Source organism: Streptomyces antnestii, assembly GCF_004005495.1.
Classification (GTDB): domain Bacteria; phylum Actinomycetota; class Actinomycetes; order Streptomycetales; family Streptomycetaceae; genus Streptomyces; species Streptomyces antnestii.
In genome coordinates, this window is the sequence record NZ_RZYA01000001.1 from 1,032,810 (window position 1) to 1,058,476 (window position 25,667).

The 25,667-nt window shown below is 68.5% G+C and carries 28 protein-coding genes and 4 pseudogenes; 20 read left to right on the top strand and 12 right to left on the bottom strand.

The features are described from left to right. Positions 1-21 precede the first annotated feature (21 nt). Positions 22-1,053, top strand: coding sequence for a Gfo/Idh/MocA family protein (locus EOT10_RS04345; protein ID WP_127826649.1), 1,032 nt, complete (start codon positions 22-24; stop codon positions 1,051-1,053). Between the two features lie 39 nt (positions 1,054-1,092). Next, positions 1,093-3,126 carry an oxidoreductase gene (locus EOT10_RS04350; protein WP_127826650.1) on the top strand — a complete coding sequence of 678 codons (2,034 nt, stop codon included), beginning with the start codon at positions 1,093-1,095 and terminating at the stop codon, positions 3,124-3,126. Positions 3,127-3,455: 329 nt separating this feature from the next. Here the strand turns inward: EOT10_RS04350 and EOT10_RS41680 are convergent. After that, positions 3,456-3,892: pseudogene (locus tag EOT10_RS41680) on the bottom strand (integrase); the annotation flags it as partial. Between EOT10_RS41680 and EOT10_RS41100 the strand changes: the two are divergent. The 3 genes and pseudogenes from EOT10_RS41100 to EOT10_RS04375 all read left to right on the top strand — a co-directional run bounded on the left by EOT10_RS41100 (position 3,839) and on the right by EOT10_RS04375 (position 6,235). Then, positions 3,839-4,420 carry a transposase gene (locus EOT10_RS41100; protein WP_223280790.1) on the top strand — a complete coding sequence of 194 codons (582 nt, stop codon included), beginning with the start codon at positions 3,839-3,841 and terminating at the stop codon, positions 4,418-4,420. The pseudogene EOT10_RS41680 and the gene EOT10_RS41100 sit on opposite strands and share 54 nt — an antisense overlap. A 45-nt stretch (positions 4,421-4,465) precedes the next feature. Continuing rightward, positions 4,466-4,940 (top strand): annotated as a pseudogene (locus tag EOT10_RS41685) (hypothetical protein). Between the two features lie 135 nt (positions 4,941-5,075). Beyond that, positions 5,076-6,235: pseudogene (locus EOT10_RS04375) on the top strand (IS3 family transposase). Positions 6,236-6,460: 225 nt separating this feature from the next. Here EOT10_RS04375 and EOT10_RS04380 read toward each other — a convergent pair. Beyond that, on the bottom strand, positions 6,461-7,021 hold the full coding sequence (locus EOT10_RS04380) for a GNAT family N-acetyltransferase (RefSeq protein WP_127826653.1): 561 nt from the start codon (positions 7,019-7,021) through the stop codon (positions 6,461-6,463). Between the two features lie 339 nt (positions 7,022-7,360). Continuing rightward, complete coding sequence (locus EOT10_RS04390; protein ID WP_127826654.1) at positions 7,361-7,585, bottom strand: hypothetical protein; 225 nt, start codon at positions 7,583-7,585, stop codon at positions 7,361-7,363. A 316-nt stretch (positions 7,586-7,901) separates the two neighbouring features. On the opposite strand from EOT10_RS04390, the gene EOT10_RS04400 reads away from it, so the two are divergent. The 3 genes from EOT10_RS04400 (at position 7,902) to EOT10_RS04410 (ending at position 9,389) form a co-directional block, all read left to right on the top strand. Continuing rightward, positions 7,902-8,249: a hypothetical protein gene (locus tag EOT10_RS04400; protein ID WP_127826655.1), complete on the top strand. Its 348-nt coding sequence runs from the start codon at positions 7,902-7,904 to the stop codon at positions 8,247-8,249. Continuing rightward, a complete protein-coding gene (locus EOT10_RS04405) occupies positions 8,246-8,530 on the top strand; it encodes a hypothetical protein (RefSeq protein WP_127826656.1) in 285 nt (94 codons plus the stop codon). Before EOT10_RS04400 ends, EOT10_RS04405 begins: the two co-directional genes overlap by 4 nt. An 88-nt stretch (positions 8,531-8,618) precedes the next feature. Continuing rightward, the gene (locus EOT10_RS04410) at positions 8,619-9,389 is read left to right on the top strand and encodes a restriction endonuclease (RefSeq protein WP_127826657.1); all 771 of its coding nucleotides are present in this window, start codon (positions 8,619-8,621) and stop codon (positions 9,387-9,389) included. Positions 9,390-9,464: 75 nt separating this feature from the next. Here EOT10_RS04410 and EOT10_RS04415 read toward each other — a convergent pair whose 3' ends face one another. Then, positions 9,465-10,004, bottom strand: a complete 540-nt coding sequence (locus EOT10_RS04415) for a helix-turn-helix domain-containing protein (RefSeq protein ID WP_223280749.1) — start codon at positions 10,002-10,004, stop codon at positions 9,465-9,467. Between the two features lie 300 nt (positions 10,005-10,304). Between EOT10_RS04415 and EOT10_RS04420 the strand changes: the two genes are divergently transcribed. Continuing rightward, positions 10,305-10,754, top strand: coding sequence for a hypothetical protein (locus EOT10_RS04420; RefSeq protein WP_127826658.1), 450 nt, complete (start codon positions 10,305-10,307; stop codon positions 10,752-10,754). Between the two features lie 920 nt (positions 10,755-11,674). Here EOT10_RS04420 and EOT10_RS04430 read toward each other — a convergent pair. The 4 genes and pseudogenes from EOT10_RS04430 to EOT10_RS41690 all read right to left on the bottom strand — a co-directional run bounded on the left by EOT10_RS04430 (position 11,675) and on the right by EOT10_RS41690 (position 13,731). After that, the gene (locus tag EOT10_RS04430; protein WP_127826659.1) at positions 11,675-12,448 is read right to left on the bottom strand and encodes a hypothetical protein; all 774 of its coding nucleotides are present in this window, start codon (positions 12,446-12,448) and stop codon (positions 11,675-11,677) included. Between the two features lie 128 nt (positions 12,449-12,576). After that, positions 12,577-12,888 (bottom strand): annotated as a pseudogene (locus EOT10_RS04435) (IS110 family transposase); the annotation flags it as partial. Between the two features lie 248 nt (positions 12,889-13,136). Continuing rightward, positions 13,137-13,541 carry an integrase core domain-containing protein gene (locus EOT10_RS04440; RefSeq protein WP_223280750.1) on the bottom strand — a complete coding sequence of 135 codons (405 nt, stop codon included), beginning with the start codon at positions 13,539-13,541 and terminating at the stop codon, positions 13,137-13,139. Beyond that, the gene (locus tag EOT10_RS41690) at positions 13,507-13,731 is read right to left on the bottom strand and encodes a hypothetical protein (protein WP_223280751.1); all 225 of its coding nucleotides are present in this window, start codon (positions 13,729-13,731) and stop codon (positions 13,507-13,509) included. The genes EOT10_RS04440 and EOT10_RS41690 overlap by 35 nt, the downstream gene beginning before the upstream one ends. Before the next feature lie 91 nt (positions 13,732-13,822). Between EOT10_RS41690 and EOT10_RS41695 the strand changes: the two genes are divergently transcribed. Further along, positions 13,823-14,044 carry a hypothetical protein gene (locus EOT10_RS41695; protein WP_223280752.1) on the top strand — a complete coding sequence of 74 codons (222 nt, stop codon included), beginning with the start codon at positions 13,823-13,825 and terminating at the stop codon, positions 14,042-14,044. A gap of 35 nt (positions 14,045-14,079) precedes the next feature. Next, positions 14,080-14,886: an integrase core domain-containing protein gene (locus EOT10_RS04445; protein ID WP_223280753.1), complete on the top strand. Its 807-nt coding sequence runs from the start codon at positions 14,080-14,082 to the stop codon at positions 14,884-14,886. Positions 14,887-14,930: 44 nt separating this feature from the next. On the opposite strand, the gene EOT10_RS41105 is transcribed toward EOT10_RS04445, so the two are convergent. Beyond that, entirely contained in the window at positions 14,931-15,137 is a 207-nt protein-coding gene (locus tag EOT10_RS41105; RefSeq protein ID WP_189491174.1) for a hypothetical protein, read from the bottom strand. Positions 15,138-15,523: 386 nt separating this feature from the next. Here EOT10_RS41105 and EOT10_RS41700 point away from each other — a divergent pair, with 386 nt between their 5' ends. The 9 genes from EOT10_RS41700 (at position 15,524) to EOT10_RS04485 (ending at position 23,985) form a co-directional block, all read left to right on the top strand. After that, entirely contained in the window at positions 15,524-15,979 is a 456-nt protein-coding gene (locus EOT10_RS41700) for a transposase (RefSeq protein ID WP_223280754.1), read from the top strand. Between the two features lie 510 nt (positions 15,980-16,489). Further along, a complete protein-coding gene (locus EOT10_RS42550; protein ID WP_262985390.1) occupies positions 16,490-17,272 on the top strand; it encodes a helix-turn-helix transcriptional regulator in 783 nt (260 codons plus the stop codon). Then, positions 17,269-17,481 (top strand): hypothetical protein, encoded by a 213-nt coding sequence (locus EOT10_RS41705; protein ID WP_223280755.1) that lies wholly within the window; start codon positions 17,269-17,271, stop codon positions 17,479-17,481. The genes EOT10_RS42550 and EOT10_RS41705 overlap by 4 nt, the downstream gene beginning before the upstream one ends. Further along, complete coding sequence (locus tag EOT10_RS41710) at positions 17,478-17,681, top strand: hypothetical protein (protein ID WP_223280756.1); 204 nt, start codon at positions 17,478-17,480, stop codon at positions 17,679-17,681. The genes EOT10_RS41705 and EOT10_RS41710 overlap by 4 nt, the downstream gene beginning before the upstream one ends. A 21-nt stretch (positions 17,682-17,702) precedes the next feature. Further along, positions 17,703-19,064 carry a cytochrome ubiquinol oxidase subunit I gene (locus EOT10_RS04465; RefSeq protein ID WP_127826661.1) on the top strand — a complete coding sequence of 454 codons (1,362 nt, stop codon included), beginning with the start codon at positions 17,703-17,705 and terminating at the stop codon, positions 19,062-19,064. Then, complete coding sequence (locus EOT10_RS04470; RefSeq protein WP_127826662.1) at positions 19,057-20,319, top strand: cytochrome d ubiquinol oxidase subunit II; 1,263 nt, start codon at positions 19,057-19,059, stop codon at positions 20,317-20,319. Before EOT10_RS04465 ends, EOT10_RS04470 begins: the two co-directional genes overlap by 8 nt. Then, positions 20,316-22,031, top strand: a complete 1,716-nt coding sequence (locus tag EOT10_RS04475) for an ATP-binding cassette domain-containing protein (RefSeq protein WP_223280757.1) — start codon at positions 20,316-20,318, stop codon at positions 22,029-22,031. Before EOT10_RS04470 ends, EOT10_RS04475 begins: the two co-directional genes overlap by 4 nt. Then, entirely contained in the window at positions 22,028-23,524 is a 1,497-nt protein-coding gene (locus tag EOT10_RS04480; protein WP_127826663.1) for an ATP-binding cassette domain-containing protein, read from the top strand. The genes EOT10_RS04475 and EOT10_RS04480 overlap by 4 nt, the downstream gene beginning before the upstream one ends. Next, positions 23,521-23,985, top strand: a complete 465-nt coding sequence (locus EOT10_RS04485; RefSeq protein ID WP_127826664.1) for a DUF5709 domain-containing protein — start codon at positions 23,521-23,523, stop codon at positions 23,983-23,985. Before EOT10_RS04480 ends, EOT10_RS04485 begins: the two co-directional genes overlap by 4 nt. A 64-nt stretch (positions 23,986-24,049) precedes the next feature. Here EOT10_RS04485 and EOT10_RS41715 read toward each other — a convergent pair whose 3' ends face one another. From EOT10_RS41715 to EOT10_RS04495, 3 genes are all read right to left on the bottom strand, one after another. Then, a complete protein-coding gene (locus tag EOT10_RS41715) occupies positions 24,050-24,211 on the bottom strand; it encodes a hotdog family protein (protein ID WP_262985391.1) in 162 nt (53 codons plus the stop codon). Further along, positions 24,178-24,453, bottom strand: a complete 276-nt coding sequence (locus EOT10_RS41720) for a MaoC/PaaZ C-terminal domain-containing protein (protein ID WP_223280758.1) — start codon at positions 24,451-24,453, stop codon at positions 24,178-24,180. The genes EOT10_RS41715 and EOT10_RS41720 overlap by 34 nt, the downstream gene beginning before the upstream one ends. Before the next feature lie 153 nt (positions 24,454-24,606). After that, the gene (locus EOT10_RS04495) at positions 24,607-25,617 is read right to left on the bottom strand and encodes an NHL repeat-containing protein (protein WP_223280759.1); all 1,011 of its coding nucleotides are present in this window, start codon (positions 25,615-25,617) and stop codon (positions 24,607-24,609) included. Positions 25,618-25,667 lie beyond the last annotated feature (50 nt).

The following is a 25,667-nucleotide window of genomic DNA, read 5'->3' on the forward strand; positions in this document are numbered from 1 at the left end:
AATCACAAGAAGGAGCGATGCATGACGACGCCCGTACGTATCGGTCTGATCGGCTACGGCTTCGGTGGCCGGTACTTCCACGCCCCGCTGCTCGCCTCCGCCGATGACTGCGAGTTCCTGGGGGTGGTCACCACCTCGCCTGAGCGCCGCGAGCAGGTGGCCCGCGACCTGGGTCGGCCGACGCACGGCTCGCTCGAGGCCTTGGCCAGGGCAGGAGCCGAGGCGGTCGCGATCTCCACACCCGCGGCCACACATGTCCCGTTGGTGCAGGAGGCGCTGAAGCTGGGCCTGGCGGTGGTCTGTGACAAGCCGTTCGCGCTCGACGCGGATGCGGCGCGGGAGACCGTGGAGCTGGCCGAGCGCCTTGAGGTTGCACTGACTGTTTATCAGAACCGTCGCTGGGACTCCGACTTCCTGACGCTGAGGAGCCTTGTGGACCAAGGAACGCTCGGCACGCTGACGCGATTCGAGTCCCGGTTCGAGCGGTTCCAGCCCGAACCCGGGCCGCCGGCAGCAGGTGGTGGCACGCTGCTTGACTTTGGCAGCCACCTCGTCGACCAAGCACTCGTCCTGTCAGGACCGGTCGAGCGGGTGTATGCAGAGATGCACCACCGCTACGGCGCGGACGGGCTCGACGACGACGTCTTCGTCGCGCTGACCCATCGCAACGGCGTGCAGTCGCACCTGTGGGGCAGCTGGCGGCAGGGCGCTCCGGGCCCGCGCTTCCGTGCGACCGGTACCGAAGGCACCTATGTCGTCGACGGCATGGACGGACAGGAGGACCTGCTGGTGGCCGGCGCCTCCCCGGCGTCGGTGGGCGACCGCTGGGGCATCGAGCCCGGCGAACGGTGGGGACAGGTGCGGCGAGCAGAGCACTGCGAGCCCGCGGCCTCCGCCCGCGGCGCATGGGACCGGTTCTATCCGGCCTTCGCCGCCGCCGTCCGCGGCAGCGGAACCGTACCCGTCGACCCGTGGGACGCCGTGGCCACCGCGTCCGTCCTGGACGCCGCACGCAGCAGTGCCGACAGCGGCCAGGTCGTGCGGTTGCACTGACCCCCTCGTCATCCCGATCCGCCGAAGGAGACCCGCCCCGTGAGCCCGAACGACCCGGTCCTGAAGCCGTTGCGGCTGAATAACCTGGTACTGAAGAACCGTATCTACAGCACCGGGCACGCTCCGTCCGGCTACCTCGACGGCGGTGCGCCGAGCCTGCGCTACGAGCTCTACCACGAAGAGAAGGCCAAGGGCGGCATCGCGCTGACGATCATCGGCGGGTCGAGCAACGTCGCAGCCGACTCCGCCAACGTCTTCGACCAGATCGACGCCGGCGACGACGCGATCCTGCCGTTCTACCGCTCGATATCCCACCGGATGCACCGGCACGGCGCAGCAGTGATGATCCAACTGACACACTTGGGGCGCCGCTCGAAGTGGGACATCGGCCGGTGGCTGCCGGCAGTTGCCCCCTCCGCGGTGCGCGAACGCGCACACCGCAGCTTCCCCAAGGTAATCGATCGGTTCGACATCGATCGAATCGTCACGGCATACGGCGCCGCCGCTCGCCGGGCCCGGGAGGGCGGCCTGGACGGCATAGAGATCGCCGCCATGGCCGGTCACCTGATCGACCAGTTCTGGTCGCCGCGCACCAATCAGCGCACCGACGAGTTCGGCGGCAGTCTGGAGAACAGGCTGCGCTTCGGGCAGATGGTCCTGCAGGAGATCCGCGACCAGGTCGGCAGCGACTTCGTCGTCGGTATGCGCATACCCGGGGACGAAGGGGTACGAGACGGGCTCGGGGCATCTGACTGCGTCGGCATCGCCACCGCTGTGGCACGCACCGGCATGGTCGATTTCCTGTCCGTGGTCTACGGCTCGGGCCACACCGACCGTGAACTGTCGGAAATGATCCCGGTCTTCGGCCGACCACTCGGCGCCCACGTGTCGGTCGCGGGGGCGATCCGCGAACAGGTCGGCATTCCGATCTTCCACGCCGGCCGGATCGCCGACCTGTCCACCGCGCGGCACGCGATCGAGGGCGGCCATGCCGACATGGTGGGCATGACCCGGGCACACATCGCCGACCCGCACATCGTCGCCAAGTTGATGGCAGGGGAGGAGGACCGTATCCGCCCCTGCGTCGGCGCTACCTACTGCGCATCCCGGGTCGAGACCTTCTGTCTACACAATCCGGCGACAGGACGGGAAGCGGTCATTCCGCAAGTGGTGACCTCCAGCGAGAAGACAAGGCGGGTGGTCGTCGTCGGCGGCGGGCCGGGCGGCCTCGAGGCGTCTCGTGTCCTGGCCGAACGTGGGCACCACGTGACGCTGCTGGAAGCAGCGAGCCAGCTTGGCGGACAGGTACTGCTCGCATCAAGGACCCCGCGCCACGCGGAGAAGGCCGGGATCATCTACTGGCTGGTCCAGGAGGTCCGGCGTCGTGGAGTGGCAGTCCGCCTTGGCTGCCTCGCCGAGCCCGCCGATGTCCTGGCCCTGAGACCCGACGTCGTCGTGGTGGCGACCGGCGGCCTCCCGAACACCGCAGTCTTGGAGTCCGGCGAGGATCTGGTCGTCCCGACCTGGGACGTGCTGGGCCAAGCGCCCCGGCCCGGCCGCCGGGTCCTGATCTTCGACGACCACGGCGGGGAGCAGGCGCTGACCGCCGCCGAACGGCTGGCGTGTGCCGGTGTGCAGGTAGAGGTCGTCACACCCGACCGGATGGTGGGCGCGGACGTCACCGGGACGCTGTACCCGGACTACCTACGGGCTCTGTACTCGAGCGGCGCGGTCCTGACCCCCGACCATGTGCTGCGGTCGGTCCGCAGGGAAGACGGTCAACTCGTCGCCACGCTCGCCAACGCGTATTCCGACGCGGTCGTCGAGAGAGCAGTCGACCAGGTCGTGGTCGAACACGGAACCCTGCCCGTCGATGGCCTCTACGACGCGCTGCGGGCGGGTTCGCGGAACGGAGGCGACACCGATCTCGCGGCGCTCGTCGAGGGCCGCACGCAGGATCGGGTGACCCATGAGTACGGCGCCTACCACCTGTTCAGGATCGGCGATGCCGTCAGCCACCGGAACCTGCATGCCGCGATTCTCGACGCACGGCGGCTTTGCATGTCGCTGTGATGGCACGCCCGACTGCCTGGCCCTCCGCCCACCACTGGGCGAGTATGAGGTGTCGGTGTCTGCGGCTGCGAGGCCATGGGCCAGTGCTGCCAGCGGGGGGCGATCTTCAGCTGGTATCGGGAGTATGGATAGTGGCCGCTCACCGAGTGCAGGGGTGATGCGACGGGCTTCGCCGATCGCCTGCATGAAGGCAAGTGTGGGGCCGACCATTTCGGTGGCCCGCCCCATGGCGCAGGCGGGGCCAGTCGTGGTCTTCGAGAGGGCCTGTGATGGTCATGGGCACCCCCCCCGCCGGACCACGGACCGCGACGCCGCCTCTGAGATGCTCCTTCGGCCAGCACGGCGTCGAACGCATCAGTGAACTTGGAGTCCCGGTCTCGTATGAGGAACCTGGCCTTGTTGCCCACGTCCTCCAAGTCCATGACGAGTTGCGCGCGAGCTGCACCGCCCAGTCCGCGGTGGGGTGTGCGGTGGCGCCGAGGATCCGGATGCGCCGGGTGGAGCGCTCGATGACGGCGACTACGTACAGGCGCGCCGCGGTCAGGGTGCGGGTCTCGAAGAGATCGCAGGCGAGCAGCGCTTGGGCCTGGCTGCGCAGGAAGTCGGCCCAGGTTGTGCTCTGCCGTTCGGGCGCGGGTGGGATGCCGTGCTCGCGGAGGATCTCCCAAACGGTGGAGGCGGCGACCTTGATGCCGAGGGCTTCGAGATCGCCGTGGATCCGGCGATACCCCCACGAGCTGTTCTCGCGGGACAGGCGCAGCACCAGCTTCAGGACCTCGGCTACCGTGGCAGCTGCCAGACGATCAGCGACTACCTGCGACCGAGGCGCCGCCGTCGCATCCGAGTCGTCGCCCCTGCACCTCCGGGCGTCCGACAGGTCACTGGGTGGATGATGCGACAGCCTGAGCACTTGGGCGACGAAGAAAGCCAGCACTTCACCGCAGTCCTCGCCCAGTGCCCGGAACTGACCGCCCTCCATGGATACATCCGCGCCTTCGCCGAGATCCTCACCACCCGCTCCGGCCAGCACCTCAAAGACTGGATCACTGCCACATGCGCCGACGATCTGCCAGGACTCCACACGTTCGCCGCCGGTCTGGAAAAGGACTGGGACGCGGTCGTCCAGGGCCTGACCACCTGCTGGAACTCCGGTCCGGTGGAAGGCCGGGTCAACCACATCAAGATGATCAAGCGCCAGATGTTCGGCCGAGCCACACTCCCACTCCTCCGCAAGCGCGTCCTCCTCACCGCCTCCCGCCCGCCGGCACAGCCAGTAACCGCTGGACAAGCTTGAGAGGCACATAGAGTGAGTCCCTCGACGACTCGACGGGGGTACGCCATGGAGATCACCGTCCAGTGGATACGGACGTCCTGGACAAAGGAATCCCGGGGAGGAGAGGCTGCCTCGCGCAGGAACGCGGCCCCGGTCGGCTTCGCTCTCCCGCATGATGCGGTTTCCTTCGCGCATGTCATTCGCATGCATGAGCGTGACGGCTTCGAGCCCTACGACAGCTTGGAGGACCTGAGCAAGGTCGATGTCCAGCTCCGTGAGGCAGATGGTCGGCTGCACGTGCTTCCCCGAGTGCAGCCCTTGTTTGCCCTGCCGCCTCGGCAGCGGCGGCCCCCCCGGTGTCCGGCTCATTCCTGGCCAGTGGGTGCGCTGGCAGCTCAATTACCGCTTCAGCAGTGCACTGGGGATCCGGGGCTGGTCGTACTGGCTGGACACGTTCAACATCGCCTACGGCCCCGTGAACGCCGATGTGTTCCTGTCCACGCCCACTGTGTTCATCGACGAACAAGGACCCCTCCGATAATCCCTTCCTGAACGTCGGCCACGGTCCCAGATGACGTTGGGGTCTGCCGCACGATCGGGTGATCTTGACCTGCCACATGTCCTGGGTTCCAGCTCTGGTGACTAACTGACAGCCCTTCAGGAAAGGCTGGCAGTCATGCCTCGTCCCTATCCGCCGGAGTTCCGGGTGCGTGCCGTCGCGCTGGTCCGCGCCGGCAAGCAGGCCAAGCAGACCGCGGTCGAGCTCGGCATCCATCCCGTCACGTTGTCGAAGTGGTTGCGGCAAGACGACATAGACAACGGGCGGCGGCCGGGAACGCCGTCGAGCGAGTCTGCTGAGCTGCGGGCTGCTCGTCGGCGGATCCGTGAGCTTGAAACCGAGCTGGGGATCGTCCGGCAGGCGGCGAAGTTCCTCGGCGAGGACAAGCCCCGCCCAAAAGGCTCTACCCGGTGATCGACCGACTCGTCGATGCCGGGGCTCCGGTCGACAGGTGCTGCCGGATCCTCGGAATCGCGCGGCAGTCCTACTACAAGCACAAGCGCACCCCCAGCACGCCCATGCAGCTGCGCCGCGAGTGGCTGACGGGCCTCATCCGCGAGGTCCACGTTGCCTCCCGAGGTACCTACGGCTACCGCAGGATCCATGCCGAGCTCACCATGGCCATGGGCATCCGGGTTTGCGAGCGGACCGTCTCGGTCCTGATGACGCAAGCCGGGATCTACGGGCTACCCGGGCCCACCCGGGTCAGGCGTCTGCGTGGCGTCGCCACAGCCGACGACCTGGTCAATCGCAAGTTCCACCGGATCCGGCCCAACGAACTGTGGGTCACCGATATCACCCAGCATCGGACACGGGAAGGGTGGCTCTACTGCGCCGCGGTACTCGACGCCTACAGCCGCAGGATCGTCGGTTGGTCCATCGACTCCCGTCAGGACTCAACGCTCGTCGTCAATGCCCTCGACATGGCCATCCGCAACCGTCGGCCCGAACCCGGTGGCATTGTCCACGCCGACCACGGCACTCAATTCACCTCCTGGGTCTTCGGTGACAAGATCCGTTCCGCCGGTCTACTGCCCTCCTTCGGCACGGTCGGCGACGGACTGGACAACGCGATGATGGAGAGCTTCTGGTCCTCGATGCAGATCGAGCTACTCAACCGCAAGCGATGGAAGACCAGAGTCGAACTGGCCAACGCGATCTTCGAGTACATCGAGATCTTCCACAATCGTCAGAGGCGACACTCAGCACTGGGCTACCGCACCCCCATCGAGTACGAACTACTCTCCGAGAACGACACCATCCCGGCGGTCAGTTAGTCATCGAGACTGGAGCCCCAATGGTGGGGCAGGTCAACCTGTCACCCAACGCTGCAGCAGACCCGTCCTGTGTGCCACGGCGCGTCGACCTGGGCACGCCACGTGTGTCTATACGCACTTGTTTGGACACCACGATTCCAAGTTCTCTTGGCCCCACTGACTGGCCGTAGGGGGCGTGCGTGGCGTCTCGTGCGCCCCCTTGTTCCAGGACAGGAGGCTCAGTGCTTACTCGAGTTCACTCATCGAGTGCAGGTCCGCGAACTCATCAGCGAGAATGCCCAGCACCACGAGATCGTGGTGTCGGCCGGCGAAGAACACGTGATCGCGCAGGCGCCCCTCCTCGGCGAAGCCGAGCCGGTGATGCAGTGCCAGCGATGCCTCATTGTGCGCGAAGATCCGCGCTTCGCACTTGTGGTAGCGCCGCTCGGCGAACATGAAGCGCAGCAGCATCCCCACGGCCTCAGCCGCGTAGCCCTTGCGCCGGTGCCCAGCCGCCATCGTGATGCCGTACTCGAACCGCCCCGCATGTGGATCTGCGTGGCGCGTGCTGACTGCCCCGACGGTCAGCCCCGTGTCCACGGCTTCGATGGCAAGCCCGAAGCAGTCGCCGTCGGACTTCGCGACGGCCTGATCCTTCGCCCAGGCGCGGAACTCCTCGGCAGACCGGGGCGGGTTCAGCAGGTCTCCCAGCCGTTCCTCGTCGACGGCGAAGCCCATGAACGCTGTCCAGTCGTCGGGCTCGATACCGCGCAGACGTATCCGCTTGCCAGTCCAGAACGAAGTCATCCCCTATTCGATCACGCCGCATCACGCGATGGACAGGCCCTCCGGACCCCTGCCAGAACTGCCTTGTCATACCGGTGGAGCCAGATCAACTAATGGTGGAGTCGGGCATTGGAACTGCGCGAATGCCTCAGCCGGTGCGGACCCAGGTCGTGAAGTCGTCTGCGAGTCCGGGCGGGTTGGCGGCCTCAGTCCGGCGAGCGATCCCGTCGTAGTACTCCAGCTCGTGGAGGACCACGGGCACTGGCTTGCCGATGGCGCTCTTGATGACGCCATCGTTGTGGAGGTCGCGAGCGAGCTGGACGCATGCCTGGTTGAAGTTGGCCTCGATCAGCGCGGCGGTCAGAAGGCATAGTTCCAGCGGGCTTCCGCCTCGTCGGAGGCGTCCGCGATGCTGCGTCGGAACTGAACTGCGGTGTTGTATCCGATGGTCAAGGTGGGCTGTTGAGGGTCGTCCCTCTCATTGTCGATGAAGAACGAGATGACGTAGATGTCCTCTGCCTCGGCCGCTGAGATCGAGCTGATTGCTCGCTCGGCAAGGGTTCGGAGGTGGTCCTGGAAGGTCACGGGGCCGGAGCCTTTCGAATTCGGTTGCTGACGTCGGCGGCGTAAGCGGCCCAGTCACCGGCGGCGGCTCGCTGCCACTTGACGGCGACGGTGATGTCGATGCCGAGAGTGCGGGCAAGGACTGCGGCAGGCAGATCCGTGGCGAGCTGGAACAGAGCGGTTGAGCGGGTCTCGGCGAGCCGGATGCCGAGCTTGCGGAGACGTTCGCCCCTGGCCCAGACACTGATCGGGCGGCCGGGCCGCCTCGGACACTGACCGCCCTTGCCCGCCCCAGGCTGTAACGGTCGAGGGCGGGCCCAGCCTGGAACCTACTCTGATGCCCATCACCCACGACGACGGCGCCGCCACCTGGAAGATCGGCGAGCCCTACGACACCTATCGCGCCAGCCGCCATGGAAACACGGTCATTCGTCCGGCGGTTCACCATGACGGCACGCATCCCTGCGTCATCACCAGCGCACCGTGCCGCCCCGGAACCCGTCGCATCCCGATCGCCCACCTGACCCGCACCGGCCCCTGGCCGAACACCGATGACGACAACACCTGGCCCGAGACCTGCACCCACTGCGGCTGGCACTACCGCCTCGCCCCCGTGTACCTGGGCAGCGACAAATGCGTCGGCCTGTACGGGATCGCCTGGACCAGCAGGGGATTCTGGCCGTGACGACCGCGACGATGCCGTTCGACCTCAACCCGCCCCGCCTGCCCGTTGGTTGGCGGCACCACTGGCGTAACGTCCCCACGTACGACTACATCAGGGCCAACGGCTGCACACCGCCGACCTGGACCCGCGACCAGGTCGAGCAGTGGGAGGACCGGTGCACGGACTACCTGATCTTGGTCCGCCGCACCTGGGACCTGCACACGTACGAGAAGGCCACCCGCTGGCTGCTGCGCCACAGGCTGGACCACGCCGGGCGCTGGCGGCCGGGCCTGGCCCAGTAGTCAGTCGCATGCCTACACGACCCACCACGGGGGCCGTGCACCGCAACGCCGCGCGCGGCCCCCACCCACCACACGCGAGGATGGAGCCATGAACTACCACCTTGCACACCCCCTCAGTCGGAGGGCAGGCGAACCGATACCGCCCGAGCTTCGGGACGCCCTGATCGAGGAGACTGAAAGGGGGCGCCCTATATCCCTCGGTTATGGTCTCCTCTACTGCGGAGACCACACCCCCGGGGCAGAACACCCTTGCCTCCTCCCGATCGACCGCAAGCGCGGCTGCCCGCTCCACGGACCCCCGGACTCCTCGCCGCTGTTCGGGTCCCCCAAGTCCACTCCAAATCCCCCATGGCGGGAACTGGTCACTGCCACGGCCAACACGTTCGAGCTGGCAGCGCTTCCGTTCCGGCAGGTTGAGCTGGAGCGTCGCTGGCACGAGTGGCTGGAGGACTGGCAGCGACTGGAGTTGCTGACCAGCCGCTGGCTCCAGCAAGACCACTGCACCAATATTCAGGGGCAGGGGAAGCCCGGCGACGGTGGCGTTGACGTGGTGGCCCAGACTCCCAGCGGAAGGATCGTCGCGGTGCAGTGCAAGCGGTACGAAGACGTGGTCCCTGCCTCCGAGTTGAAGGTGTTCCACTACGACACCACGCTCGGATGGGAACACACCTCCGCCTGGCACAGCCACCACCCGCCCCGCCCGGAACACCGCATCTTCCTCACCACCAACTGGTTCACCGACCCTGCGCGCCGCGTGGCGCAGCAGGCTGGCATCCACCTGGTGGACGGCCCGGCGCTCGCTGTGTGGTGCGGCTTCGGCTTCCCCCTGCGAAACCTCCTCAAGATCGACCACTGGTAGGCGACGGCTGACCTGCGATGGCTGAGGGGAGAATCGCCCCGATCCCCGCCCAGCGGCTGCCGTCGTCCTGCTGCGTCACGTCCACGTGAAAGAAGTCGACGGCGAGCATGTCGAGGCCTGGGTGCGCAGGAACTGCCGCCACGTCGTATGGGTCTGCCGTTCCGGTGCCGGGAGTATCTTCCGGGACTTGAGGATCCTGCGGATCGTCGAAGTACCCTCGCGGTGGCCGAGTTTGAGCAGCTCACCCCGGATGCGCTGGTATCCCCATGAGGCGTTCTCCAGAGCGAGTTGTTCGACGAGCGCGGCGATCGCCTGGTCGATCGGCGGGCGGCCTGTCCGGTTCGGGTAAGTCCACTTCTTCGTCACCAGCCGGCGGTGCCACCGCAGAACCGTGCCGGGCGTGATCAGACGGTGCCGTCGCAGTTGCCGTGGTAGCTGTCGGATCAGGGCAGCGAGGTAGGCCCGATCGGCCCAGGTAAAGCGTGGCCTGGGGTTCGTGCGGCGCAGCTCCGCGACCTCGTGCCGCAGCACCAGCAGCTCGATGTCCTTGGACAGTGAGGAGCGGCAGAGGAGCGCCAACCAGCCGAGGAGCCGAGTGAAGACCAGGTAGTGCAAAGTAGCGACACAGTTCGAGATCCTTCCCGTCGCGTGTTGCTCTGCCCATCGCTGCCGTTCACCGGGCCAGGCCGGGTTCTGGGACCTCACAGGGGCCTGGACGGCGCCGAAGCCGTCCTCAAACTCAGCGCGGTGAAGGACAATCAAGACCTCGACGCCTACTTCGACTTCCACCTCGTCCGCGAACACCAATGGCTCTGTCTCACCCCTGACCAGTACGACTACGACCTCATGGCGTGATCAGGAACTCGCCTGAAAACGAATCGCACCCATCCGGGACCGGACCTCACGGAGGCTTTGATGCCGATTGCTTCGTTGCCGTACATCGATGAGCACACAACGGTCATTGCGGCGGGGGTTGACGACGTCTGGCGCAGTCTGGGCGAGACACTGGACCGGTCCTTCTCGGGTCCGGGTATGGCCGGCTACGCGAGACTGGTGGGATCCGCCGACTGCACAGCCTCTGGGCCACGGCCCCTGGCCGAAGGCTCGACGTTGCCCGGTTTTCGGGTGGTTGCCGCGGTCCCGGGACGGGAGCTGGTCCTCGAGGGGCGCCATCGTTTCTCGTCCTATGCCCTGATCTTTAGCATCGAAGATGTCAGTCCGGGTCGATCACGGCTGCGCGCCGAAAGTCGAGCCGTCTTTCCGGGCCTTGCCGGCGGCATCTACCGACGGCTGGTCATCGGGACGGGCGGGCACGTGGTTGGCATGCGGCGCCTCCTCTCGGCGATCCGCCGCCGATCCGAGTAGCGGATACACGATCACGGTCCAGTCCCTATAGACGAGCTACACCTGAATGAGATCGGCCAGGCTGTCTGAAAGGCTCTGCCATACCAGCCGACGCTGGGTGCCGTCCTTCAGGTGGGAGGCGGCAGCTTGTAGGCATGGGTGGAGAGTTGTCGCTGGATCCTTCTTCTCCAGGCCCAGCGTGGCCAAAGCGTCGTGCAGAAACACTGTCTGCAATCCGAGCGCACGCTGGGTGACTCGACGCCAGTCCGCAACCCGGGAGCCGCCACAGTTTCCTCCGCATCTGTGAAGCCCATCCAGCTCTCCCTGCCCCTCCCGCACGACACCCCAGCGGCAGTCATCGTAGGGAAGTAGGGAACGCCAGCCATGCCAGGCAGTCAAACGGGCTACCAGGTCTGTCAGTTGGGGAGTCATGGCGCCCTCAGGAATCAGCTGGCGCCTTTGATCTGGGCAGTGGCCTCTGCCAGCCACAACAGTGATCGATGACAAAACAATTACGGCAGACCTTGCTCCGACTGCGTTGTACTCGATGCCACGTCTTCCATGACGAGATCAGGGAGGATGGACAGCGCAAGACCTCGAGGCTCGACGTATGGGTTGGCGGCCTTCTCCGCGGTGCGAGGCAGCCAGGAGCCCAGCCGGTCCAGAGATGACTTCAGATGCTCTCGCTCCCCACTGAGGAGAGCGGATATGGGAGCCATGACATCGGCACGGCCGGTCCCCGCCGGGGCCGGCAGTTCGGCCAGCCCCGAAGGTAGGTGCTGGTCACGCCTCTCCCGCTCGCAAGCGGGGAGTTCCTCCATCTCGCGACCCTGGCGGATAGCTGAAGCCTGTGGAGGCAGGCCTTCCTCCGGTAGCGCTGTCTCTACCGGAAACCGCATTCGCCCAGGTAGCAGTGGGTCGTACAGCCTGAGCCTTGAGGCTCAGCCCGATGACCCCCAGTTGCGCCGAGGTTTGGAACGCCGTAGAGGCTGGTTGGGGTCAGTGAAGACTGGTCCAGCTGGGGTCTCACGCCCTATCCATGCCTTGCTGGCGATGTCAGCTTGCGAGTAGCCGATTGTTGGGTCCAGGTGCAGAACTGTCGCACCGCGCGTTGGCTCATCCGCGTCGCGGACTTGGCGCCGGCTCCAGCGCACCTGTTCTTGAGGCTCGCAGTCAGGCGTGAACACGTAGGCGACGTGATCGAAAAGGAGGAGCCCGTCGACGACTGGCTCACCCTCCTTCGAGGGGTGTATGACGCACGCGAAGGCGACGGTCTGCTCTGCCCACCAGAACCGGTGGGGTTTCGATGGCTGCCACTCGGACTCGAAGCGCTCGTTGAACGCCGTGGCGAGACCCCAGGCTCTTACGAGGCTGCCTCGCACTCCGTAATACTCGGCGAACTGGTCGAGCCCGATCCGGAGACCGGCCTGGACCTCAGGGCTCATGATGTCGACCCCGCGAACGTCCCGGGCTGCATGCTTCACCGTGACGTCGTGGAGTTGGGCCAGCGTGCGCACGCCGTCCCATGCTCCTCCCTGGACCAACGACCCGGCAGACGAGTACTGCTTCATCACCCCCAGATACCTCCGGATCAACGCTTGATAGAACATCCTCGATGCCCGGCTTGCATCCGGCAGGTCTGTGATCCAGTCAGGACCGTCGTGTTTGCGGCGTCTGAAGAGAGCCACATCGCCTCCCGTGCTGAAGTACCCCACCCCATGAGGAAACTGCCTGATTATGGCAGGCCAGGAGTCAGGCTGACACCTCGAGGCAGGGCATTCAGCGGGTTACCCTCAGTCCGAGTTCAGCGGCGGATTCGTGCTCCGGAAAGGGGCGATGGTCGTTGCTCGGTCATCCTTGGCACCTTCGGCCGCACCAGGGTGACCGGCCGTCGCCGGCCGGTCTTGCGGGTCTGCCCGGGCGACACGGACTGTTCCAACAGCGTGAGGACGTCCGGCTGCTGCAACCGCGCCCCCAGGACCTGTTTCCGCGACTGGTGGATCTGGGTGAGCAGGTCGTGCAGCCTGTTTGCGGCCCGGGTGGCCTCGCCGGTCAGATCGTCGTCGAAGCCGACGATCACCTACAGAGCGGCGATCGTCTCGTCCTCGCCGTCGATGGCCCGTAGCGTGTGGGGCATTGCCCAGGCGGTGCCGGCTTCGGAGGTCCCGTTGCGGAGCCACCCGAATGGAAACGCGGGCGACGCCGAGGAGATCAGGGGCGGAGTGATTCGCGGGTGAAGGTGCTGACGGTCGTTTCGAAGGGATCATTGCCCTTGCACTTGTCGATTGTCCAAAAGAGGGATCTCGGAGTGACTTGCAACCGCGTATTTACGTAAGGTAGTTGTGCGATCTGACGAAGCGTCGTGTGTGAGTAATGGGGGAGACGTTGTGCTTGCCGAATACCTCATCCACGCTGGTCAGGCGGCATGTGGTACTCGGGGAGGGTGCCGCCAAGCCGCACTCGCCGTCGTATGTTCAGATGGGCGATCCGGTCCGGGTCCTCGATAGGGGCGGGCAGCGAGTGGTGGGGGCGGGCATTCGCAAGGCCCGGGTGTGGTCTGTGCTCGTTGTAGAACGTCTCGAACTCGCCCAGAGCGTCGAGGAGATGGCGCTGGTTCCAGATCAACGTTCGGTCCAGCATCTCTCGCCTGCAGGTTTGCACCCACCGCTCCGTGATCGAGTTCATGCGCGGCATCCGGATGCCGCTGAGCACAACTTCGATCCCCGCATCCGTCAGGACGGCGTCGAACAGGGCGGGGAACTTGCCGTCGCGGTCACGGATCAGGAAACCGGGCCCGGCAGCCCACATCCTCAAAGTCCAAGACGAGGTTCTTCGCGGCTTGCACCACCCAGGAGGCGGTTGGATGCGCGGTCGCGCCCATGACCCGGCTACGGCGACTGCCGTGCTCGATCGCCGCGAACACGTAGATCCGCGCCCCGGACAAGGTGACCGTCTCCAGGAAGTCGCACGCCAGCAAGGCGTCGGCCTGGGCGCGCAAGAAATCGGCCCTGTCGGGTTGCAGAACTCGGCCTGGCCCGGTGACCAGCAGCGATGGATGGAGCACCTCGCTCCGGGAAGGATCTAGGATTGTGTCGCTACGTCTGCTCTACCTGGTCTTCGCCCGGCTGCTCGGCTGGCTGGCGCTTCTCTGCCGTTCCTCGGCGTCCAAGAACATCGAACTACTGGTCCTGCGGCACGAGGTCGCGGTCCTGCGCCGCACGAACCCCAACGCTTCGACTGGGCCGACCGTGCCTACCTCGCCGCGCTGCTCCGACACCTGCCCGGGGCGCTGCGACAACACCGTCTGGTAACACCCGACACGATTCTGCGGTGGCACCGCCGGCTGGTGACGAAAAAGTGGACGTACCCGAACCGGACGGGCCGCCCGCCGATCGACCAGGCGATCGCCGCGCTCATCGAACAACTCGCCCTGGAAAACGCCTCCTGGGGATACCAGCGCATTCAGGGTGAACTTCTCAAGCTCGGCTACCGCGTGGGCGCTTCGACGATCCGCAGGATCCTCAAACGCCGGAAGATACCCCCGGCACCCGAGCGACGCACCGACACGACATGGCGGCAGTTCCTCCGTACTCAGGCCTCGACGATGCTCGCCGTCGACTTCTTTCACGTCGACTGCGCGGTCACCCTGCGGCGGCTGTACGTCTTCTTCGCGATGGAAGTCGGCACCCCGTATGTGCACGTCCTCGGCGTGACCAGCCATCCGGACGGGCAGTGGACCACGCAGCAGGCCCGCAGTCTCCTGATGAACCTCGGCCACCGGGCATCCGAGTTCGCCTTCCTCATACGCGACCGGGCCGGCCAGTTCAGTAGATCGTTCGACATGGTCCTCGCCAGCGAGGACATCAAAGTCGTAAAGATCCCTCCGCAGTGCCCTCAAGCGAACGGGTACGCGGAAAGGTTCGTGCGCACCGTCCGCTCGGAGGTCACCGACCGGATGCTCATCTTCAGCCAGCGTCACCTGCAGACCGTGCTGGACGAATACACCGACCACTACAACGGACGAAGACCCCATCGCGGGTGCCAACTCCGACCACCCCGACCCGACCATCCCACTGCCGACCTCTCCGACGAGAGGATCAAGCGCCGATCATTTCTCGGAGGGCTCATCAACGAGTACGAAAGGTCAGCGTAGACCCGCACGTCAGCGCCGCTGGCCTGTTGTGGAACCCCACACGGTCAGCTCCTCCCTGCGGGGACGGGGGTGGCGGCGTCGATCTCGGCCACGGCCCGCAGGGCACGGTCGCGTTCGGGAACGAGCCGCTGCTTCTCGCCCTTGGCGATGCGGGGGCTGGTGATGAAGACGTCGATGGTCTGGGCTTGCCGTCCCAGACCGGACGGTGACAGGGGTGGTGGGTGGCCTGCGGGCAGCGGGCCGAGTCGCACATCCCCACCAGCGGTCTCTTCGCGTCAAGGCTTCCGGCCAGCCGCAGGCGCAGGGCCTTGGACCGACATGATCGACGCCATCCGGGCGGCCAAGGAAGCCCTCGCCGGCGAGCACTTGATCCAGCCCCGCCTCCGTGGCGAACACGAGGCCCTCCGTGTCCTGCTCGCCACCCGCCACGGCGCGGTCCTGGCCTCGACCGCTGCGATCAACCAGCTCAAGGCGCTGATCGTGTCCGCACCCGACGACCTCCGCAGCGAGCTGCGCAAACTCAAGCGGCCAGCGCAGATCACACGTTGTGCCCAACTACGGGACCGACCCGCTCACGGCGTCGAGCACCGAATGACCGCGCGGGCCCCTACGGTCGACGGCCCAGCGCATCCAGGCCTTGCAGGCCGAGCCCAAGGAACTGGAGAACGAGATCTGCAGCCTGGTCCGCCAGTTGGCACCTGAGCTCCTCGGTCTCCTTGGTGTCGGCCCGATCACCGCAGCCCAGGTGCTGGTCAGCTGGTCGCACCCGAGCCGGTTCCGGTCCGAGGCGGCGTTCGCATCGTTCGCCGGTGTCTCGCCGATCCCGGCCTCCTCGGGGCTGACCAACCGGCACCGGATCAACCGCAGTGGCGACCGGCAGCTCAACCGGGCCTTACACACGACTACGCTAATCCGGATACGGCTCGACGCGGCCGCGAAGACGTACGCCGCCCGCAGAGTCACCGAGGGCAAGACCTCTCGGGACGCCCAGCGGTGCCTCAAGCGCGCAATCTGCCGACAGCTCTTCAAGATCCTCGAACACCCCAGTCGCGGCATCGGAGCGAATCCTGACGATCTTCCTCAAGCAGCTTGACGCGATATAGCAGCCCTCGGGGGTTCGCCAACGCTGCCGGGTTCGGCAAGGCCTTCCGCAACTCCTTCGGGCTGTCGCCGACGGACTGGCTGGACCATGTGCGGGCGGGCGAGGTGGCATGCTGACCGGCCACGCCCCACAGGCGTCCGCCGCCACCCGGGAGCCGGCACTCGGCGACCGGCTCGCCGCCTGGCAGCGCGCCTTCTCGCAGACCTTGGTGGACGTCGAGGTCATCATGGAGCACGACCACCTGTGGACCGGCGAACTGACCGCCGAACGGCTCGGCGCCCTCCAGATCGCCACCGAGGAGTTCGGCCCCGGAACGATTCTGCGCGGCGCCCGATTGGTGGCGGCCGCCGCGCACCCACATCCTGGTCCGCCGGCAGACGGAGGGCACTGCCCTGCTTCTCCAGGACGGCCGCACTGCCGAACTCCACCCCGGCGACCTGGCCTTCCACGACGCCCGGGTTCCGGATCGTGCTCCCCGCGCGGCACCGGGCGCGGATCCTCATGCTGCCCAGCGCCCTGCTGCGCCTGGAGAAACGGCAACTGCACGCTCTCACAGCCACCGTGGTCGACGACGCCGACGGGGGAGCGGCGGTCCTGCTGCTGCCCGTGCTCGACGGACTCGTCGACGAGGTCTCCCGGCCCGGCCTGAACCGGCGCGAACAACTCGCCCGTACCGTCGCGGACATCCTCGCCACTGTCGCCCTCGAACGCATCGGCGGACAGCCCGAGTCGGCCCTGTGGGAGCGGATCACCGCGTCTGTCCGGACCCGGCTCGGCGAACCCGGACTCGCCCCGCAGGACATCGCTGATCGGCACGCCATCTCGCTGCGTTATCTGCACCGGCTCTTCCAGCGCCAGGGCACCACAGTGGGCGCCTGGGTGCGCGCCCGCCGGCTGGAGGCGGCCCGTGAGGAACTTTTCCCGGCCCGGCGCCGCCCACCGGTCGATCGCCGTGGTGGTCGCCCGCTGGGGCTTCATCAGTCCCTCCCACTTCAGCCGGGCCTTCCGGGAGGCGTATGGGATGTCGCCGACGCAGTGGCGCCGGGCGGTCGGCACGGTCCAGGCGGACTGACACCGCCGGTTGTTCCCTGTCGGACCGCACCCCGGGCGCTCTCGGAACGGTCACCCCCGCCCTTGCCGCCTACTGTCCGGATCACCGGGTTACGGCAGAAAGGGATGTGCATGAAGCGCAAGGCGATGGCACGGACGCTTCCCGCGGTGCTGGTGATGCTGAGCGTGGTGGGCTCCGGTGCACCTTCCTCGGCCCAGAGCAGCACCCCGTGAGTCTCGAGCACGGCGGTCGGCCCCCAGTACGACACCACTATCTGACGCCGGACTCGGCGATCGCCTTCCTCCGCTCCTACCTGCGGTTCACCGGCGGCCGGATCGTCTCCGACGACCGTACGGCAGACGGCGGCGACCTCGGTCTGCCCGGGCAGACCTATTGCCGTATCGCCCTCAGCTCCCGATCGGCAACATGGTCGTCAGCGTGACCGACGGCTGCCTGCCCTACCCGCTCGGGCGGGAGACCACCGGCTACGCGGTCAAGGACCTCACCGCGACCCTGCGCAAGGCCGAGGCAGCGCGCGCACAGGTGCTGTGGGCCCCGTACGACGGCAAGGGCGGTAGCAACGCGATGGTGCAGTTCCCCGGCGGTTACGTGGCCGAACTGCACCAGGGCATAGACATCTGATCAACTCCCTGGAGCCTCACCATGGCCTCGTCCTCCGTCGTGGAGCTGTCGCGCTGGCAGTTCGCGATCACGGCGATCTTCCACATGACCTTCCCGGCGCTCACCGTCGGTCTGTCCCTGCTGCTCGCGGTCGCCTACACCGTGTACGTCCGCACCGGCAACCCGCTCTACCTGCAGATCTTCCGCTTCTGGAAGAAGATCTTCGCCGTCGGCTTCGGCCTCGGCGTGGTCGCCGGCACCGTGATGACCTTCGAGTTCGGCCTCAACTGGGGCATCTACGCGCATGCCGTCGGCCCGGTCATCGGCGTCACCATCGGCATGGAGGTGATCACCGCCTTCTTCTTGGAGGCCGGTTTCATCGGGATCATGCTGTACGGCGACGGCCGGGTGAAGCCCCGCACCATGGCCCTGGCCTCCTGGATGGTGGCCGCGGGCACCCTGCTCTCCACCACCTGGATCCTCTCCGCCAACAGCTGGATGCAGGACCCCGCCGGATACACGGAGGTCGGCGGACAGTTCCACGTCACCGACTGGTGGCAGGTGCTCCTCAACCCGGCGTTCAGCTACCGCTTCCCGCACATGCTGCTCGCCGTACTGATATCCGCGTCCTGGTTCGTCGCCGGCATCAGCGCCTGGTACCTGGTCAAACGCCGTGCGTCCGCCCTGCCGTTCGCCCGGCGCACCCTGTCCGTGGCCCTGGGCGTGCTCGCGATCCTGATGCCCGTCCAGTTGTACGCCGGTGATGCCACCGCCGTCTTCATGGGCGGGCACCAGCCCGCCAAGCTCCAGGCTTTCGAGGGCAACTGGAAGACCGACAACAACGGCTACAACCTCGTCGTCATCCCGGACACGGACAAGGGGAAGAACGACTTCCGTGTCGAGATACCCCACCTCGGCGCCGTCATCGGCCACGACCTGACCGGCGAGGCCAAGGTCCCGGGCCTGCTGCAGACCCCGGCGGACGAACGCCCCAATATGTGGAGTGCCTTCTACGGCTTCCGGGCCATGTACGTCACCGCCCTCGCCATGTTCGCCACCGCCTTCGCCGGGCTCGTCCTGCGCCTGCGTGGCCGCCTGTTCACCTCCCCGCGGTTCCTGCGCTGGCTGGTGTGGATGACCCCCGCCGGCGTCATCGCCATCACCGGCGGCTGGATCACCGCTGAGACCGGCCGCCAGCCCTGGGTGGTCTACGGCAAGCTGCGCACCGCCGACGCCGTCTCCCACCTCAGCCTCACCGAGGCGGCCCTCAGCCTGACCGGGTTCGTGCTGCTGTACGCGACCCTGCTCACCATCTGGATCCGCTACATCGTCCGTACCGTCAAGGCCGGCCCGGAACCGGTCACGGACCTTCGAACCGCCCAGCCGGAGGCCTCCGTTGTCTGAGTACCTGACCTACGCGCTGGTCCTGCTCTCGCTCGGGGCCTATGTCGTCTTGGACGGCTACGACCTCGGCGTCGGCATGCTGAGCCTCTTCGACCGCAGTGAGCGGCGGCGCCGCGAGTACAACGAGCTCATCGCCACCGCCTGGGACGCCAACGAGAGCTGGATCATCCTGGCCGGCGTGGCCCTGTGGGCCGGACTCCCCGGGGCGTACGCGACCGTCCTGCCCGGGGTGTACCCACCGCTGATCGCCATGCTCTTCGCAGTCATCCTGCGCGGCTTGGGCCTGGAGTTCCAGAGTGCGTCCGGTAGTTACCGGCGCGGCTGGGGACTTCTCTTCGGCGGGGCCTCCCTCGCCGTGACCCTCTGCCAGGGCCTGGTGATCGGCGCGGTCCTGTCCGGGCTCCCACAACAGGGCGGCCACTTCACGGGCGACGCCCTTGCCTGGCTCACCCCCTACAGCGTGCTGTGCGCGCTCGGCCTGGTGTGCGTGTATCTGCTGGCGGGTGCCGCCTGGCTCCAGGACAAGACGGAGGGCACGGCCCATGAGTGGGCGGGCCGGCTCGGCCGTCCGCTGCTCGGCGCGACCGTCGTGGCCGCGCTGGTCCTCGGTTTCGGCCTGGAGGTCGCCGACCCGCAGCACTTCCACTTCGAACAGCCCCTGCGCGCCGCGCTCTTCGGCCTCGCCGTGGCTGCCGCCGTGGTCTGCGGCGCGGTGGCCTGGTACGGCTTCGGGCGGCGGCCGGACTGGCGGCCGTTCGCGGCGGTGCTGGGCGCGGAGGCCGCGGGGCTGCTGGCGCTGGTGGCGGCGACGGCACCGGTCGTCGTACCGCCGTCCCTGACCCTTCACGAGGCGTCCAGCCCGCAGAGTTCGCAGGTGTTCCTCGTGGTCGGGGTCGGGCTGTGCATGCCGTTCGTGCTGGCCTACAACATCTATGCCTGGTGGGTCTTCCGGGGGAAGTTCCGCGAGGCCGAGCGGCAGGCGCCGCCCACGACGGCACCGGACGACGGATCGGCCGTCCCGTTCGCGCCCTGGCCGGAGTCCCGGGTCGCCGTCCTCGTCCGCCGGACTCTGCTGACCCTGCTCGGCATCCTGCTGGCGGCCGTCTCCCAGGACGTCTTCGGCGGCGAGTCGACGTGGGTCGACCCCCTCGGCATCGCCCTGCTGTCCGGCACCGCGCTCGTCGCCTGGATCCTCGGGGACCGCCGGGCCCAGCGGCTCGGGGAGTACGACCTGCCCGGAGGCGAGCGCCCGTGACCGACACCGCGGCCCTGGTGGCGGAGCTCGCCGACGGCGACGGCGCGGACGAGCGGGCCTCGATGCGCCGGCTGCGGGCCTGGGCGCGGATCGGTGAACCGCAGCTGCGCCAGGCAGGCACCCTGCGCGGCCTCGCCCAGCTCGGCACCATCGTCTGGGCGGCCGGCCTCGGCTGGGCCGCCCAACGAGGGCTCGCCGCCCAGCAGGTGCGCACCGCGGCGGCGGCCGTCGCACCGGCCGCCGCGGTCGTGGCCGGTGGCCTGGCGCTGCGCGCCGTGCTGCTGGCGGCGGCCGACCGGGCGGCTGCGACGGGCGCCGCCCGGGTACGGTCCGCGCTGCGCGCCCGCGTCCTGCGCGCGGCACTGCCGGGGCGGGCACCGCGCCGGGGACTCGCGGACGTCGCCTACGCCGAGGCCCTGGACGCCGAGGTCGCCCGCCTCGACGACTGGCTCACCGACTACGTCCCGGCCCGCCGCGCCATGCTGCTCGGCAGCGGTGTCGTCCTCGCCGCCATTGCCCTGCGCAGCTGGTTCGTGGCCCTCCTGCTGGTACTGGCCACCCCGCTGCTGCCGGCCAACCTCAAGGTCATCGGGATGGGCACGAAGGCGGCCGTACAGGCCCAGCTCGGTGCCGTCCGCACCCTGCACGGCCGGCTCCTGGACCAGCTGCGCGGACTGCCGACCCTGGTCGGACTCGGTGCGCAGGAGGAGGCGGCACGGGCCCTGCGCCGCGACGACGAGGAACTCGCCCGCCGCACCACCCTCGTCCTGCGGGTGGCCTTCCTGTCCACCGCCTGGGTGGAACTACTCATCACGGGCACCCTCGCCGTCGTCGCCACCTACTGCGGCCTGGTGCTCCTGGACTATCTGCGCCTGCCCGGCGTACCGGACCACATGAGCCTGGCCACGGCCCTGTTCGTCCTCACCCTCACACCCGCCTACTTCGCCCCGGCCCGCGAACTGGCCCGCGGTTACCACGCCCGCGCCCAGGCCGCGGCCGCGGCCGACCTGATCGCCGGGGCGATGCGGGGTGCGGCTCCCGAGCGTGGTTCCCGACCGGCCGCCCGCGATGCCGTGCCGCTGTCCGTCCGTCTGCGTGAGGTGTCCGTCGTCCATCCCGGGCGGGAGAGGCCCGCTCTGGACCGGGTCGAACTGGATATCAGGGCCGGGGAGTTCGTCGTGGTGACCGGCCCCAGCGGCGCCGGCAAGTCCACGCTGCTGTCCGTGGCGGCGGGCCTGCTGGTGCCCGACCGGGGCAGTGCCCGGCACGGGCACGAGCGGGCAACTCCCGCGCACGTGGCCTGGGTCGGCCAGCCGGGCTTCCTGCTCCCCGGGAGTGTGCGCGAGAACCTCCGGCTCGCCCGGCCGGAAGCAGATGATCCCGAACTTCTCGCCGCCTTCGAGGAGTTGGGCTTCGGCGACCTCCCGGCCGTGCTGCCCGACGGCTTCGACACACCCGTCGGCGAACGCGGCTTCGGCCTCTCCTCTGGCCAGTCTCAGCAACTGGTTTTCGTACGCGCCCTGTTGCGGGACGCGCCGCTGCTCTGCCTGGACGAGCCGACGGCTCATCTCGACCCCGATGCCGAGTCGGCCGTGGCGCACGCGCTGCGCCACCTGGCCCGGCAACGGACCGTCCTGCTGGCCACCCACAGCCCGGCCCTCCTTCCCCTCGCCGACCGGGTGATCACCCTGGAGCAGGGGAGGCTCGTATGACCCTGCGGTTGCTGAGCGCAGCGATACGACGGCGTGATCTGCTGTACGGCTTGCTCCTGGCCGGCGCGGCCGAACTGTCCGCCGCGACCCTGCTCGGGGTGTCCGGCTGGTTCCTCACGGCGTGCGCCCTGGTCACGGTACGAGCTGACACCACGTGGTCGTGGATGTACCCGTCCGGCGCCGTCCGCGTCCTCGCCCTGTCCCGCACCGGACTGCGCTACGCGGAGCGCCTGGTCAGCCACCGTGTCCTGCTCAACGCCACGGTGGCGCTCCGGGCCCGGCTGGTGCGCGGCGCCGCGGCCCTGCCTGCGCAGCGGTTGCGCGCCCTGCGGGACGGGGACCTGCTGAGCCGGCTCACGGACGACGTCACGACCGTCGGCGCGTTGCCTGCCGACGTCCTGGCCCCCCTGGCGAGTACGGGGGTGACGGCGGCGGTCGTGACCGGGCTGCTGTGGCACGCCGACGCCTGGCTGGGCGCGGCGGAGCTGCTGGTGTTCCTGCTCGCCGCCGCGACCGCCGTGGCGACGCACCGGCGCGCGGAGGACGCGGTCCGGCGGTCGGCGCGCGAACAGGCCCTCGTGCGGACCGAACTCCTCGGCGCACGGGACGCGTTGCCCGAACTGATCTGCCTGGATGCGGTGACGCCGGCCCGGGCCCGGATCGCGGCGGCGATGGAGCGCGCCCATCGCGCCGATGAGGACACCCGACGGGCCCTGCGGGCCGGGCAGTTGGCGCTCCGGCTGCTGGGCGCGCTGGGCCAGTGTCTCGTCCTGGCCCTCGCCCTGGACCTCGCGGCGACGGCGCAGTCCGTGTCCGCCGCGATCGGTGAGGTCCTGCTGATCGCCGCCGGTTACGAACTGGTCGAGCAACTGCCGAGGATTCTTCCGGCGTACGGCCGGGCGCGTGCCGCGGCGCAGCGGCTGGCCCCGCTGAACGCCGTTCCCGATCTGCCGGCGGGGGAGACGCCGGTGACCCTCGATGCCGAGCCCGGCACAACCACCCTGGTGACCGGCCCCAACGGCAGCGGAAAGAGCACGCTGTTGGGTCGGCTGGCGGGCCGCGCGACCCCGCGGGACGTGACCCTGGTCGAGGCCGAGGACTGGCTCGCCGACGCGACCGTCGCCGAGAACCTGCGGCTGGCCGCCCCGGACGCGGACCCGGAACGGCTCACCGAGGTGCTGGGCCTGGTCGCCCTGGACGACATACCGCCGGACTTCGCGGTGGGCCCGAACGGCGGCAGGCTCTCCCAGGGCCAGCGCCGCCGACTCGCCCTCGCGCGGGCCGTGCTGCGCGACCCGCCGGTCCTGCTGCTGGACGAGCCGACCGCCGGACTCGACCGGGCCACCGCCCGCCGCGTTCTGGGCGCCGTCCGCTCCGCTCTTCCCGGCACCGCTTTCGTGATCGCACTGCCCGACCGCGACCACGACCTCCTACCCTTTCCGGTTGACGGCCGGATCGAACTGACGGCCCGAGTGACGATGGAGCGCGTATGACCGACGAGGCGATGGGTGACGAGGTCTACCAGCCGGACGGTTCGGAGGTGCAGGACGACGCGGGCCTTCTGGACGCCTCGGACACGCTGGACTACCGGGCCGGCGAGGAGGCCCTGGACGAGGGCTACTCACCGCCGGAGCGGCCCTGGGCCGTGGAGCACACGGGAGTGACGGCGGCCGAGGGACTGCGCGGGGAGACTCTGGACGAGCGTCTCGCCGAGGAGGTGCCGGATGTCGGCGTCCCGGAGGGCGACGACCTCGGCGACGTTTGGGACACCGACGGCGAACTCCTCGACGACGAGGTCGGCGACGGCCGCGCCGGACGGCTGCTCGCACCGGACGAGGGCGCGCACGAGGTCAGCGAGTCCGACCTGTTCGCCTCCGACCGGGGCCTGGACGGTGCCGGGGCGTCGGCGGAGGAGGCCGCGATGCATGTGATCCCCGAGTCCGGGAATTTCTGAGGCGACATGTACGTGGGCGCGGGGACGGTTTTTTCCCCCGCGCCCACGCGCTTTCCCGGAGCGCCTAGCGGCGCAGCAGGTACTTGTGCTGCCCGAACAGGACGAGTTCGCCCCGCTGGTTGTGCACGGTGGCGGCCGTGGTGACGATTCCGGTGGCGCCGCCGTCCTCGGCGGGTTCGAGGGCGGTGATGGTCAGCGCGGGATACAGGGTGTCTCCCGAGTGCACCTCGCCGGAGAAGGTGCAGGACAGCTCATGAACCTGACGAAGACCTCACCGATGACATGCGGGAACAGGGTTGCGCCGGGTGCGGTGAAAGCGAGGACCTGGAGACCGTGCACCACGGGGGCGCTGTGGCCGTGCCGACGGGCCCACTCGGCGTCGTAGTGGACCGGGTGGTTGTCGGCCGACACGGTCTGGAACGCCGCAGCGTGGGCGTCGGTCAGGGTCCGGCTGGGAGCGCGGAACACCTCGCCGACCTCCAGCTCGTCGAAGGTCCGGGCGGGGACGACGAGGAACTGATCGGGACCGAACGCGGCCTCGCCGGAAGCGGGTTGGGGGGGAGCTCATGGGACGTCCTCTGTCGGGTCGTGTCGGATCGGATCAGGTCGGGTTGGATCGGGTCAGCGGGACGACGGGCAGTGGAGGCGGGTGGTGAGGAGGTTGGGGTCCTGCTGCGTGACATAGGCGGCGTCGGCCACGTACACCGTGTCTCCCCGAACGGCGATGGAAGTGGGGTTCTGCAGGCCGTCGGTGTGGTTGAGGACGACGGTGTGGCCGCCGTTCCCGGACACCAGGGCCACCTCGCTGTCGGCGTTCAGCGCCGCGAGGAGCTGGTCGCCGCGGCCCGTGGACGCGAAGTCGTCGACGCCGGTCAGGCCCGTTGCGGCGGTGCGGGCCGCGCCCGGGGTGCCGTCGCGCAGGACCGGGATGCGCATCAGGGTGCCGTGGTCGAGGTTGCTCACCCACACGGCTCCGTCGTGCACCTTCACGCCGTTGACTCCCAGGAAGCCGGCCGGGGCGAGGGCGGAGACAGTCGCCCACACCTCGGGGGTGCCGCCGGTCGCGGGTATCCGCCAGATCCGGCCGAGCACCGAGTCGGCGGCGTACAGCTGCCCGGTCGACCCGTCGAGGGCCAGGCCGTTGGGCAGGGTGTCGGCGGGCAGCGCCGCGATGTGCTCCGGGCTGCCGCCGAGACGCAGCCGCCAGACGTCGGTGAGGTCGTCGGTGCCGGTGCCGGTGGCGTAGAGGAAGTAGAGCGTGTGGTCGTGGCCCTGGACGATGCCGCCGAGGAAGGGCGACCCGAGCACAGGCGTCCGGGCGTCCGAGGACGGCGCGGGCAGCATCGCGAGGACGCGGACCGTGCCGGTCCGCTCGATCACCGCGACCTGACGGGGAAAGGCGAAGGTGACCGCGGCGGCACCGCCCGGAAGCAGGGTGAGGTTCTCGGGCTGCTGTCCCTTGGCGAGGTCGAAGTGGGCGGCGAAGGACGTCGACGTCAGCGGTGGCTGGGCCGCGAGGGCCGTGTCCGCGCTCGTGATCGTGGTGGCGAGTGCCGTGGTACCACCACGGCGGCGGCAAGAACTCTGCGAAGCTGCATGGCCCGACCGTGGGCTCGCACGGCCCGGCGACATGTCCCGTGGCGCACGGCGCCCTGCCGCTGAGCGCCAGGGCCCGGCGGCAG